12 protein-coding genes are annotated in these 13538 nt (G+C 44.1%); 2 read left to right on the plus strand and 10 right to left on the minus strand.

All coding sequences use genetic code 11. The annotated features are described in order from the left end of the window. Window positions 1-4: 4 nt before the first annotated feature. The 5 genes from GQF63_RS13725 to GQF63_RS13745 all read right to left on the minus strand — a co-directional run bounded on the left by GQF63_RS13725 (window position 5) and on the right by GQF63_RS13745 (window position 7390). Window positions 5-3565 carry a SusC/RagA family TonB-linked outer membrane protein gene (locus GQF63_RS13725; protein WP_160369810.1) on the minus strand — a complete coding sequence of 1187 codons (3561 nt, stop codon included), beginning with the start codon at window positions 3563-3565 and terminating at the stop codon, window positions 5-7. Between the two features lie 74 nt (window positions 3566-3639). Next, complete coding sequence (locus GQF63_RS13730) at window positions 3640-4818, minus strand: FecR family protein (protein ID WP_160369811.1); 1179 nt, start codon at window positions 4816-4818, stop codon at window positions 3640-3642. 120 nt (window positions 4819-4938) lie between these two features. Further along, window positions 4939-5529, minus strand: coding sequence for an RNA polymerase sigma factor (locus tag GQF63_RS13735; protein WP_160369812.1), 591 nt, complete (start codon window positions 5527-5529; stop codon window positions 4939-4941). 51 nt (window positions 5530-5580) lie between these two features. Further along, window positions 5581-6249 (minus strand): HD domain-containing protein, encoded by a 669-nt coding sequence (locus GQF63_RS13740; RefSeq protein ID WP_160369813.1) that lies wholly within the window; start codon window positions 6247-6249, stop codon window positions 5581-5583. Continuing rightward, complete coding sequence (locus tag GQF63_RS13745) at window positions 6227-7390, minus strand: THUMP domain-containing class I SAM-dependent RNA methyltransferase (protein WP_160369814.1); 1164 nt, start codon at window positions 7388-7390, stop codon at window positions 6227-6229. The genes GQF63_RS13740 and GQF63_RS13745 overlap by 23 nt, the downstream gene beginning before the upstream one ends. Before the next feature lie 65 nt (window positions 7391-7455). Between GQF63_RS13745 and GQF63_RS13750 the strand changes: the two genes are divergently transcribed. Then, window positions 7456-7830, plus strand: a complete 375-nt coding sequence (locus GQF63_RS13750) for a DUF3127 domain-containing protein (RefSeq protein WP_160369815.1) — start codon at window positions 7456-7458, stop codon at window positions 7828-7830. 66 nt (window positions 7831-7896) lie between these two features. Here GQF63_RS13750 and GQF63_RS13755 read toward each other — a convergent pair whose 3' ends face one another. The 5 genes from GQF63_RS13755 to yiaA form a co-directional block, all read right to left on the minus strand. After that, on the minus strand, window positions 7897-8544 hold the full coding sequence (locus GQF63_RS13755) for an OmpW/AlkL family protein (RefSeq protein ID WP_212592585.1): 648 nt from the start codon (window positions 8542-8544) through the stop codon (window positions 7897-7899). Between the two features lie 171 nt (window positions 8545-8715). Then, on the minus strand, window positions 8716-9198 hold the full coding sequence (locus GQF63_RS13760) for a GDYXXLXY domain-containing protein (protein ID WP_160369817.1): 483 nt from the start codon (window positions 9196-9198) through the stop codon (window positions 8716-8718). Then, window positions 9185-10255, minus strand: a complete 1071-nt coding sequence (locus tag GQF63_RS13765) for a DUF4401 domain-containing protein (RefSeq protein WP_160369818.1) — start codon at window positions 10253-10255, stop codon at window positions 9185-9187. Before GQF63_RS13765 ends, GQF63_RS13760 begins: the two co-directional genes overlap by 14 nt. Beyond that, entirely contained in the window at window positions 10239-11198 is a 960-nt protein-coding gene (locus tag GQF63_RS13770) for a DUF2157 domain-containing protein (RefSeq protein ID WP_160369819.1), read from the minus strand. Before GQF63_RS13770 ends, GQF63_RS13765 begins: the two co-directional genes overlap by 17 nt. Before the next feature lie 81 nt (window positions 11199-11279). Beyond that, a complete protein-coding gene (gene yiaA / locus GQF63_RS13775; protein WP_160369820.1) occupies window positions 11280-11747 on the minus strand; it encodes an inner membrane protein YiaA in 468 nt (155 codons plus the stop codon). A 130-nt stretch (window positions 11748-11877) separates the two neighbouring features. Between yiaA and GQF63_RS13780 the strand changes: the two genes are divergently transcribed. Next, the gene (locus GQF63_RS13780; protein WP_160369821.1) at window positions 11878-13368 is read left to right on the plus strand and encodes a hypothetical protein; all 1491 of its coding nucleotides are present in this window, start codon (window positions 11878-11880) and stop codon (window positions 13366-13368) included. Window positions 13369-13538 lie beyond the last annotated feature (170 nt).

Genomic DNA, 13538 nt, shown 5'->3' on the forward strand with positions numbered 1-13538 from the left:
TGCATTAGAGTTGAATCATAAAAGAAAGCGAATAGGACTGCGGAACCGGTAAGAACGTGTTTCCGAAGTTGATGTTTGCCGATTGGGCATTGGAATAGGCCAAGCGGGAAGAGCCCTGTGCTTCGGGATCTTGCCCTTTTAGGGCTTTATCTTTCCAAACATGTAAGTTATTGCCTTGCAGGGAAAGTCGGATATTTTGAATGCCGAAGCTGCGTAGTTTGGGTGTAAAATAGTCGTAGCTGATAGACAGGTTTTGGAAGCGGATGAAATCAGCCTTAACAGTACGTAGATCGGCATTGTCAAACATGGCTCCATTATGGGGTGCTAAGGCAGACAATTGGCTGTCGGGTCCTTCTTCCAGCACCGGGATGTTGGTATGTGCTTCATCGCCGGGTTGTTTCCAACGATGTACCCATTCTTTGGATAGGTTTTGCGTCGGGTCGGGAAAACGCAGGTAACTGCCGGTTGACATGTTGCGCAGGCGCATAACATTTCCGAAGCTACCCAAGAACATGGCCGAGAAGGTTAGCCCTTTATAGGAAACCGTATTGGTAAAACCGACCTGTGAGGTAGGGTTGGTGACTCCGGAATAGGTTAATCCTTCAATGTTATTCATGCCATAAAGCACTTTCTCACCTTCCTTGGCCGTATAGAAGCTGGCCCGGCCTTGTTCGTTAAGACCGGCAAAGCGGTAGGACCAAAGCCCATCGATAGGCATACCGACAATGGCTGTTGCGGCATAATTGGAGCGCCGTGGGTTGGTCATGCTCTCGACCGTCGGTTTGGTGTAAACATCAAGAACCCTGTTGCGGTTAAAGCCAAAGTTTATATTGGTTGACCAGCGGAAGGTGGGGTTATCTATATTGATGCTGTTGAAAGAAAACTCCCAACCGCGGTTCAGCATCGATGCCCAATTGACCTGAATCTGGTCGAAACCGGATACCTGCGATGCCTGCCGACTGCCTAATAGATCGATGGCTTTTTTATGATACCATTCCACATTGAACATCAGGCGGCGCTTAAAAAAACCGGCTTCCAATGCGGCGTTGGCTGTATAGGTTTGTTCCCATTTTAAGTTTGGATTTTTAGGAGCTATAATGCGGACGAAATTGGTCGGGTTTACCGGATCGACAAGGCCGATACTGGCCACTAGATCGGAATAGGCTTGCGAGGCTACATTTCCCTGGCTACCGTAGGAACCCTTCAAGGTGAGGTAGGACACCCAATTTACATCGCGAAGGAAGCGTTCTTCCTTCAGTTGATAGTTTGCGCCTAAGGCCCATAGGGGTTGAAAAAGCTGGTTGGTTTTTAAACCAAAGCGGTTAGAGCCATCCGTACGCATATTGAAGCTGAGGGTATAGCGGTTATCGAAGGTGTAATTTACCGCTCCGAAATAGGAGAGGTTCGCTCCGTCGTTTAGTTGCTCGCGCCAATAGGGTTGCCCCATCCGTTTGATATAATCAAATTGGGGGATCTGCTGATGGCCGCGATCATGGGAATAGCCATAAAGTTCATGGGCGATGTCGCTCGTTCTTGATTTGCGAACTTCCTGTCCGAAGAGGATATTCAAATAATGAAGGTTGTTGAAAAAGGGATTGTACGTCAGCTGGTTTCGGAAGGTGATGGAACCATTATAACTGCTACGATCCTTTCGGTAGCCGCCATCTTTCCAGACATAGAATAATTCTCCGTTTCTGTATTCGCGATTATCACGCTTGCGGATACGCACGAAATAGCTGTCGTCTACCGCAATATCTTCATCGGTGGTATTCTGTTTCGCATAGGAGAATAGACTGTTGAAGGTAAGGTCTTTTAAGATTTTGTATTCCAGGTCGATGCTTCCGCGCATGCCAAAGTTGCGCGAATCGCGCCAGCCCTTATCTCTGTTTTCAAGGAAGTTGTAGGGTAGGGAGTTTAAATAAAAATAACTGTAACTGCCATCAGCAGTAACAGCGGGCTGAGCGCGAGTGGTATAAATTGAAAATTCGAAAGGGTTTTCTTTGGAGTCCACAGCAAAGAAGCTGTGGTTATCACGAGCATTTAGATCGACCATGGCACCTAAGCGCAGATTTTCATACAACTTGGTAAAGACCTTGAGGGAGCCCGTATAGGTTTTTTGATTGACGCCTTTGGCTGTTGCTTGATCGTTAAGATAACTGCCGGAAGCATAAAAGGTGGTTTTTTCTGTTCCGCCGGAAATACTAAGGTTCTGTCGGTTGGAAAAGGAGGTGCGGAAGAGGTGCTGAAACCAGTCGGTATTGACGGTCTCTAGTTCGTTTATTTTGGTGGAGAATTCCTCCCAGTTCATTTTCTTGTCCATCAAGTCGATGAAGTAGCGTTCAAAATCGGATACGGTTTGGTATTCGCCCACCAAAGGACTGGTGGCATTGAACACGCCACGGCGAATCATTTCCAAGTTCACATCAATCCGTTCCTTGGAGTTCATCATATAGGCATCCTCAATTCTTGGTCGCAGGCCGGTTGTGGCATTGCTAGTGAAATTAATTCTGGTGCGGCCGGCACGTCCTTTTTTCGAGGTGATGACGATAACACCATTGGCAGCACGTGTACCATAGATGGCCGTTGCGGCAGCATCTTTTAAGACATTGATGCTTTCGATATCCTCCACATTGACACCACCAATACCCGATGCAATCAGGTTTCGGTTGGTCATGATGTCATCCACGGATACATTGACGGCATCGTCGAGAATAATGCCATCGACAACCCACAGCGGCTGTACATTCCCACTCAGAGTCGCTGTTCCCCGAATACGAATTTGAGGCATAGAGCCCGGTGCACCCGAAGTGCTGATGACTGTTAGCCCCGGTACTTGCCCCTGCAGGAGTTTGTCGATATTTGGCTGATAAATGTTCTCCAATTGCTTCATATCTACCGAAGCAATGGAGCCGGTTAAGCTGCGGCGTTCCAGATTTTGATAGCCTGTAACAACCACATCATCGAGTTGGTTTTCTACAGGACGCAGCTGTATGTCGAGCCAGGTTCTTGCTTTCAAGGCTACGGTATGCTGTTCAAACCCTAAGCAACTAAATTCAAGGCTGCTGTTGGGGTCGCTGACGAATATGGTGAAGCTGCCATCCTGATCGTTGGCCACAGCATTTTTGGCATTCCCCTTTTCGCGAATGGTAATGCCGGAGATGATTTGTCCTTGCGGATCTCGGATGCGGCCTCGAATCTGTATTTTTTCTTGCCCGCCCCGTGTGTTTGCGGCCGTGATGACAATGGTTCTCTTGTCGATGGAATAGCGGAGGTTCTGACCTTTGAGGAGTTGATCCATGGCCATCTGCAAGGTCACATTCTGTACCGTAATGCTGATGCGTTGATCGGGTTTCAGCAAGGATTCTTGATAAAAGAAATCATAGCCACTTTGGTTTTTTATGTCATTTAAGACTTGCGATAGCCGGGCTTGTTTGTAATTCAGACTGATGCGCTGGGCAACAGCCGTTGAATTTCCCCAGCCGATTAGCAAAAGAAAGAGGATGGCAAGGCCATAATTTCGGGAATACACCGTTCTTTTGGTCGACAGTGTTCTTTTCTGATTCATAATTAATTTAGTAATAGTGTAAATGCTTGGTTTGGCACCTAAATGCCTTGGTTAGTAGTGAAATAGCGTCAGGCTTATTTCGTAAGCTGCACACTCCTTTCCTGATTCTTGTAATTGATTTTATAATGGATTTGACCGGTCCTTTGTAGAATAGCTAAGAGATCTTCCAAAGCTTGTTTTCTAGAGATGTTACCCGAGAATTTTTGCTGGGCAATAGCCGGGTCGACCTGCACCTGAACTCCATACCAACGGGTAAGCTCTTGTGCGATTTGCGTTAATTTGGCATCCTGAAATACGAAAGTGTGTTTTCGCCAAGATTCGACTTGCTGTAAATCCGCAGTCTGTTGTTTTAGGTCTCCCGCAGCATTACTAAGGACTTGTTGTCCAGGTTTTAATAGCTTCTGCATTTTGGAGGTTTGTAACCGGATGCTGCCTTCCATCAAGGTGGTTTTATTGCAGTTTACCGAATAGGCTTCCACATTAAAATGCGTACCTAAGACCTGGATTTGTTGATTCCCTGATTTGACAATAAAGGGCTTGTCTGCCTGTTTGGCTACTTCAAAGTAAGCTTCGCCATATAAGGTTACTTGCCGTTCAGTGCCCACGAAGTTGGCGTCGTAACGTAGAGATGAGTTGGCATTTAACCACACCTTGGTGCCATCGGTTAAGCAAATTAGGGCTGTTTTTTCCTTCGGTACGGTAATTTCCTGTGGATAGGGGATTTTTCCGCTTATGCTTTTTTTGATGACATAGCTGGGTATATCCTTGTTTTCTATAGGTTGATAATGTTTTTCTTGGGCTTGTGCTGCTTCCATGGGTACAACCTCCCCGTGAGGAAGGGTTAAAGTAATCCCTTCCTGTTGGCTCGGTATATGTTGCTGAATGGTAGCCAGCTGTTCTTCTGCCGCAGGGGCAGGAACGTCTTTATGCAAATAGATGGATAGGCCTAGGATAAGGAGGATGGATGCCGCCGCAGCTATCCAAGACCAATGTTTCGGAATTAGCCTCATTGTTTTTTCGCGCTTGGAGGGAAATAGCTGCAAGGCTATTTTTTCGTATTCACGTTCAGAAAGTTCGTGGAATCCTTCCAGCGCTTCCTGATTTCCAATTTCTAGTTCTTGCTGCACATAGGCCTCTAGGGACTGACGGAAGTCCTCCTCAGCAAATTTGCTGATCAGCCATTGGGCTTGTTCAGGGCTGCACTTGCCAGCTAAGAAAAGGGAAAATATTTCTTCTTTATTGTAATTTAACATAGATAATAAAGATTATTAGGCTATGAATCTTTCCGGTTATTTACACTAATACGGACAGATGCCTAAAAATCTATGTTCAATTTTAAAGATTTATGAAATAATTTTTAAGAAATTAATTAATTATGAGAATATGCTGGTAAGGAGTGTAATCAATAGGCTGTACATAGACTGGCCTAACTCTTGTCTTAAGAAGCGCATGGCTTTGGCCATGTGATCTTTCACGGTGCCTAAGGAAACACCTTTTAACTGAGCGACTTCCTCGTAGGATTTGCCTTGCAGTTTGCAAAGTAGGAAGATTTCGCGACGCTTTTCTGGCAGTAAATTAATGGCTTTATGCAGGGCTTCACTCAGGGCCTCCACTTCTTCGTTTTCTTCTTCTAATTCGTAATAAAGCGTTGCTTGTAACAAAAGGGCTTTTTTTACAGCCTCTTGGCTAGCCGAGGAGCGGTAATAATCGACGACGAGGTTTCGGGCGATGCGTTGCAGTAAAGGCCACATGCCATCTTCCACCTTTATTTTTTCCTTATAGTCCCACAGTTTGATAAAAGCATGCTGATGGATTTCCAAGGCTTGTTCTTCTTCCGGAAGGAGGTAATGGAGTTTGGCTAAGAGTTGGGGAGAGTAATGAGCATACAGCGTGGAGAATGCTTTTTGATCGCCCTCTTTAAGGAGGGAAATTAACTTTTCGTAATCCAATGCTGTGTTTTCCATGCCTGGAGCTTGCCCTATTGCTGTTATGCTACTTATTTTGACGGGGGCAATTTACAAATCCCCCCGCCATTCTCCATAAAATTGTTGCAAAAATCCTTCCATGTAGGCATGGCGTTCTGAAGCCATGGCTTTTGCTGTGGGGGTATTCATTTTATCTTTTAACAATAACAACTTCTCGTAGAAATGGTTAATGGTAGGGGCCGTACTGTTTTTATAGGCTTCCTTTGATTGCTGCACTTGTGGCGGAATAGCCGGATTGTAGAGCTCTCTGTTTTTAAATCCACCGTAGGTAAAAGCGCGGGCAATACCGATAGCGCCAATGGCATCTAAGCGATCGGCATCTTGCACAATCTCTAATTCCTTGGAATGGAAATTCACGGTGCCAAGCGATGCTTTATACGACATGTTGCGGATAATCTGTTGCACATGGCTAATGGTTTCCGCGTCTACCTCTAGGCTACGCAGAAATTCGCCAGCCTTTTGGGGACCGATTTCTTCATCGCCCTGATGGAACTTGCTGTCGGCAATATCATGTAGCAAGGCCGTGAGGATGCAGACGAGTTCATCGGCTTCCTCATGGAGCAGGAGTTGTTTGGTATTGTTCCATACGCGCTGTATGTGCCACCAATCATGTCCGGCTTCGGCATCCTTTAATTGCTGTTGCACATAGGTAGCCGTTTGCTCAATAATCTCGGAATTACTTCTCTTTAGATCCTTCATACAATTCGTATTGCAATAAGCGGCAGTCTAATTTTCCGTTAAAGAATTCGAAGCGACGCGAAGCACGTAAGCCAATCTTCTTGGCAAGCTCGGGGTTTCCTGTGAAAACATAACCACGATAGCCTTTGCAATCTTTTTTCAGAAAATCGCCAATGCGGGCGTACGTAATTTCCAACTTGCTATGCGTACCTAGGCGTTCGCCGTATTCTGGATTGAACATGATAACACCATCGCCCTCGGGAATGGTCGTTTCTGCGAAATCGCAAACCTCAAACTCGATAAGGTGTTCTACACCTGCGGTACGGGCATTGAGTTTTGCAATCTCTATCGCTTCGCCTGAAATATCGGACGCAATAATATGAGGTAAGTTTTGTTTGTCGGTGATGTCTTTTATATAGCGACGCTCGGTGAAGAATACCTCTTCATCATAACCAATCAGGTGCATGAAAGAATAGTTCATGCGCTGTAATCCTGGTTTTCGATTTTGCGACATTAAGGCAGCTTCGATTGCTAAGGTGCCGGATCCACACATCGGATTCACAAATGGGGATTTGCCATCCCATTGGGTCGCCATAATGGTGGAAGTGGCCAAAGCCTCCAACATCGGCGCTTTCCCCGGATGCTTCCGGTAGCCGTGTTTGGCTAAGGTCTCGCCAGATGTATCAATAAAGATTTCCGCCCGATCCTCCATCCAATGCAAGTGGATAACAGCCTTAGATAGGTCCGGTCCGGTATTAGGGCGTACGCCCTTTTTATCTTTGATGCGGTCTACAATAGCATCTTTAACTTTTACATTCGCGAATAGAGGCGTTGTAATCGTTTCGTTATGCACATTTGATGTTACTGAAAAATAACCATCGAAAGGCAGGATATCCTCCCAGCTAATACCGATTAATTGTTTATAAAGTTCATCTGCATTTTGCGCACGGAACGATTTTATTTCATATAAAACCTGACTGGCGATACGTAGGTTTAAGTTTAGCTTGACGCACTCATTTACAGAGGCTTTGATCTCTACGCCTGTATTGAAAGAACGTTTGATCTCGAATCCTAATTCCTTCACCTCTTGTTCCAGAAAAGGAGATAACCGACGGTTACATGTTATGATAACCTTGCTTTGTGTGTTGAAAACTTCTGCCATATTTCTGCAAAGTTACTTAATCTCTTAGCAAAAAATGTTTAATTTTACGGTTTAATAGTTTAGATATGGAAATAAGAGGAAAAGTACATGAAGTAGGCGCGACACAACAGGTTACTGAGTCTTTCAAAAAGAGAGATTTGATCGTTGCTTATGCTGAAAACCCACAATTTGTAGAATACATCCGCTTTGAGGCAACTCAAGATCGCGTAAATATATTTGATAACCTCGCTGTTGGGGAAGATATTGAAGTGTCCTTCAACCTTCGTGGCCGTCCTTGGACGAACAAAGAAGGGGTGACTACTTATTTCAACTCCTTGGTAGCTTGGCGTGTAACCAAATTAGCGAGTACCGCTGCGGCAGCTCCAGCTCCAGGATATGCAGATATGCCCCCTGTAGATATCTCTTCTAGCGGTGCAGATGACGATGATTTACCATTCTAATCAATAATGGACAGCATAGAAAGAGGCCTCCCAACTGGAAGGCCTCTTTTTTATTTCCCTATTTCCTTAGAACCGGTAGCCAATACCTGCTCCTACTAGGAATGGATTGATATCTACTGTTGCAGGAATGCTCAAGTCTTTCGCAAGGTTTGAAGCATCTACGGTTACATCTGTTTTCAAGAAGATGTATTTGGCATCTACGTTAAGGAAGAATTTATCCGTAATGTCGAAGTCGGCTCCCAACTGGGTAGCAAATCCAAACTTATTCTTATAATCTACGTCTTTAACTGTTTTTCCTTCGTCTACACTGTAGAAGATGGTGTAGTTTACCCCAGCACCAATGTAGGGCTTAATGCCTTTTGCCACGTATAAGTGGTATTGCGCGGTTAATGTTGGAGGTAATAACCATACCGATCCTAGGTCTACATCCGCAGATGCTGCACCGCCAATAGCTGTAAGGTTGGAACCTGTGGTGTGAACATTGTGTTTGGTGGTTCCAAGAATTAATTCTGCTGCGATATTCTTGGTGAAGAAGTACGTGAAATCGAGCTCGGGAATAAACTTGTTGTTGATGCTTACATCCCCATTAATGGCACCAATTTCCGCAGATTCATTCGGAATAACTGCCAGGCCGCGAAGCCTTACTTGCCATTGTTTGCCGGTAATAGATTGTGCCTGTGTAAGACCCATACCTACTGCAAATAGGCATGCCATAGTTAATATGATTTTTTTCATTTTAATAATGATTTGATGTTAACCAAATATAACTGCGGCATTCCTTAGAATAAATGATTAATATCAAGCCATTAAATAAATGTTATAATAGTTAAGGATTTCGGGATTATGCATCTTTGCTTTTATGACCTATCGGTTTTTTGTATTCGCTTAGTTTATTTGTTTTTTATGCTCGTCGAACAGCCCGATTAACAGGCTGTTACCTTTATCATCGATACGTAAACCGCCGTATTTAGCTTCACTATAGCGATCAGCATGACCTTCCTGAAAGAAAAATGATTCCGCACCGATATGCAGTTGCCAATCGTTCGGATTGCTGTAGGCAATTAATTGCTCTCCTTGTTGCAAGGGCTCCCGCTCGGCTTGAAAGCGAACCAGATGTCCAACCTGTTGATCATCCACCCGCAGAACCGCATAGCCTCGCTTCGGAAGCTGTTGGTTAATAATATCCGTGGATAGTTCGTAGTTTAGGGTCATGTAGTCGCCTTGCATTAAAGAACGAGGATCTACTGGCGCTAAGGCAAGTAACACGAGTTTTCCATCTTTTAAGATGCTTTCCTTTTGGGCGACGCTGTAATTGAAATATATCAATAGCGCGAAAAGGTTGAGTAGGATAAGGCTAATTTTTTTCATGAGCGGGCGCTTTTTGTCGATTGATAAAATAAAGAATAAGGAATAATCCTCCAGATGCCATCAGCATAATCGATTTGGTCAATAGGCTATAGTCTAGATCATAATAAAACCGAGATACGGCATAGATTAAGCTGGCCAGCCCGAGCACAAAACCTGTTCGGTAGTTGACCATAAAGCTTAACAGGATCAGGAATAAGGAGCCCGCAATAGCAGGGTAGAAGATGGTAGGTGCTAAGGAGGCGAATGTCAGCAGGTAGATGGCTATTACCAGCGTTTTATTTTCCAGTTTTAGGATTTGCAATACCCGAGCTAGAACAAAGCCAATCAATCCCATATACAAGAGGCTGACGACCCAATTTAGGGGATGCATAAACTCAGCTTGTTCTGTTGTTGTAAAATAGAGCAAACCACCTAAATAAGAAAAGCTGAGTGCTGAGCGGATAGCATGATATCGATTCGACCAATGATTCCGCCAAGCGATTATCTTGCCTTCCTGCAGGTAGGCGCCACATAGGAGGATACCCAATAAAGGCGGGAAAAATTGAGCGAGTGTGAAATCCCCTAATTCTTTCCAAAAGAAAAAGAAGGAAACACAGATAATCAAAGTTAGGATGAAGGTCAGGATGTTATTGCGCATTATCCATAAGATCAATGTCGAGAGTATAAAGATCAGCAAGCTGGACCATAATCCGGATAATCTCATTTCTTCGAAGCTAAACAGCAACAGGATATAACTTACGCATAGGCAACTGACACAGATGGTGTCCAAGAGGATGTGCTTGAATTTAAGACTTATTAGGATAGCTAACCCTAAAAATAAGGCGGAATACGGGAGATAGAGGGATCTGTTTTCAAAAAAACCAACCATAAACAGGAAGCCCACGAAGCTAGCGCTTGATATTAGCCCTCCGAAAATAGATAAGATTTTAATGGGCAAGCTTTTCTGCTTCGCCTGCTCTTGCAAGTCGAGGGCTAATCCTTCGTTATCTAATCCGGGGATTTCCTCCGCTGCATTCCAACCAGATAGCAGCGTAGTTACTTTATTTTCGAGTTTCATAGCCTGGATGTTTTAAGAGTTGTAGGATATAATAAATTACGGCACTAATACTGAGCAATACGAAGATGCTGGCTAGTAATATCCCGAATTCCGATTGTATGTTTTCGACGATAAGGCCGGTCGTAATGATGATGATACTTAAGGAGATACTGGCCAGGTAGAAAATACTCTTCGTCCGAAGGCCAAAGCCTATGCCTAAGGCATAGACTGCTAGGCTAATTCCTGGTAATAGCGGAGCTTCAGTATGGCCTGTTAAAATATAATGGAGATTTCCTATCGTAGCAAAAGTGAGGGCAGCTAGCGCCATCATATTGATGAAATACTGCGGGATCACTTGTTTTCGTCGTTGGATATTCCAGAGCTCCGCGAAGACCAAAGGCAGCAAATTTAAGACAAAGAGGATGCTGAATACCAAGGTCTCTTCCCAATGTCGGGCAACCTGATCAACATACAGATAGAAGGTGATATTCAGTAGTCCAATAAAAAAGAGCCATAAGGGTGGAAAGTCAGAAATCACAGTCCAGAGCACAATAAAGAGCGTCCATGCCAGAAAGAAATCGTAGGCATCGGCTCCGGTTTGATAGATTTGGCCGAATACGGCAAACAATAAACCCACCAATACAGCGGCACTGCTGAGCAAGAGCTGACGTGTGAGGGTTGAAAACTTAGGATAAATGGCCAACAGACTAACCAATAGGAGTAGCCCTTGTACGATGGCAAGCTTTCCGAATTTGGGAAGATCGGCCCAGTTATAAGCGAAGAAAAAGACCAGACCGGAGGTCAGGAAGCCAATTCCTAAGACCAATAAGCTGATTCGTAAGAAATCTGCCCAACTCTTTTTATCTTGATATACATGCTGTTGTAAGGCCTGTTCTACTTGCTCCCCGCTCAGTTGGCTATGTTTAGCAAGGCTGTGGATATCCTCGCGTTGCAGCTGTTTCATGATGATGTTTTTTGATGATTGAATATACCAAAAATAAATAACCCACCTGCCCGCTAGGCAGGCAAGTGGGCGAACCGCTTCTTACAATTCTTTTTTGTCTATTAATTTGGCATCGCGGGTATTTTTCTGAACGGCGATGGCGGCAAATACACTCAACATAAAGGAAATGGCATAAAATCCTTTTTCGCTGAGCAACAGATCGGCGTTCCATAGGCCCACAATTAAAAGGACAATAGCGGCAATGGTTGCAAACCAACTCAAGCTGTAATAGAGCTCGGTGACTGCCAACCCTTCGGCTTTATCGCGCACACTCTTTTGCACCGAGATCACCGCGAATAGGCCAAACAGTAAAATGGTAAAATAATAACCCTTTTCATTTAAGGCCATATCGGCATTCCAAAGGCCGATACAAAAGGCCACCGTGCCAGTAAGCAAGGCCAGCCATGACGCACCGATAAAGGCGGGCGTAGGTTTATACGGGTTTCTAGCTTGCTCCTTCTCCTGAAGGTTCAAGCGGTTTTCTTCAATTTTTGATTGTTGCGGTTCCATAATCATATTGTTTAATGAATGAATATGGCATAAAGGTCGGGTAGAAAATGCAGCTCCTCAAACAAGAATGCAGGAAATACTGACGATATGAATATCAATTAATTTTCTATTTTTATAAAAATAGTGTCCGATGGATCAACTCATACAGCTTATAGATTTACTTGATAATCAAGATAAACAAGCTTTCAAATCCTTTTTAAATAAGAAAAACACGCGTAAGGATGCGAAAAACATGCTCTTGTTTAATTTTTTAGAAACTGACGACCTAAAGTCCGTACAAAAATTATATAAAAAAGAAGACTCCAAGGATGCCTATCATGCCTTGCGGAAGCGATTGCAGGATAATCTACTGCAATTTCTGTCGCAGCGAACCTTTGAAAGCAAGGGCAATGCCGGCTATGATATCTTGCGTAACATTGTTGTAGGGCGGTTTTTATTGGAAAATAACCTGCCCAAGATTGGCTGGAAATGCCTAGATAAGGCCACGGCACGCGCAGAGGAAGATGAGCAATTTAGTTTTTTAAACGAGTGTTTATTATTACGATTGCAGTATGCTCACCTCGAGGATACTATTGATTTGCCGCAGTTGATGGAACGTTTCACGGAGAACCAAGAGCAGATGCAGCGCGAAGCCAAATTACATATGGCGTATGCTTTTCTGCGTCGAGAGTTGCAGGAGATCCATCTCAAAGGAAAGGTCGTCAATCTTTCCGCGCTGATCGAATCGACGATGAAGCAGTTTAAGATTTCCATGCACGAAATCATGAACTACAAAGCCCTCTATCAATTGCTCTATTTAGCCAATGAATATGCCGCTATCAATCAGAACTACCGCCTCATTGAGCCTTATATCCTGAAATCGTATCGTTATATTCAGGATATTTCCAAAACCAAAGAGGCCCATCTTTATTACCAGCTCTATATTATCTACTACCTGGCGAATTACCATTTTCGCAGTCGGCAATTCGAGGAAAGCCTGGCTTTCTTGCAGCAGATGGAAGAGCTTATGCAACATCGCAAAAGCTATCAAGATCAGTTTTTTCTGCGGCACGAGCTCTTGTTGGGCTTAAATCTACATTTCAAGGGCGAGCCGGAGAACGCCATTCAAGTCTTAGAAGCAGCCTTGCAAAATGCCAGTAATAAGGCCAGTCAGGAAGATATCGACGATTTAAACATCAGTTTGTGCATGTGCTATGCGCAGCATAATCAAGATACCTGTCTTCGCTACCTGGCCAAACTAGGCCATACCGACCATTGGTATGAGAAGAAATTGGGCATGCTTTGGACGATTCGCAAGAACCTGATGGAGCTATTGATTCATGCACAATTCGATAACATCAGCTTAGCCAACTCCCGATTGCAAAGCTTTAAGCGACGCTACAAGTCCTACCTCATGCAGATCGATGAGGAACGGGTACTCGACTTCCTGTACCTGGTGGAGAAGTATTTTCAAAATCCGGATATCGTAAAAGAGCCAGGCTTTCAAAAGCGCCTGCTGCAGATGCTAGATATTGAAGCCAACCAGGATATCTTCAACCTGAGTTTCTTGGGCTGGTTATTATCTCGGGGGCAAAAGAAAACGCCCTACGCTTGCTGTTTGGAACTCTTAAAAAAGAGGTAGGTGCCAAATTGACACTAGAGGCATTGACCGATAAAATGGGGCTTATGGCGGCATTTTTCTGGCCAATTACCTAGTTTTTACGTTCAACAGATGCAATGGAACGAGAATTGGTGTATTTTTATAAAAATAATTTAACATAAAATGGGTTGGGCAACGAAAAAAAGTAGGCC

This window comes from Sphingobacterium humi (assembly GCF_009768885.1).
Classification (GTDB): domain Bacteria; phylum Bacteroidota; class Bacteroidia; order Sphingobacteriales; family Sphingobacteriaceae; genus Sphingobacterium; species Sphingobacterium humi.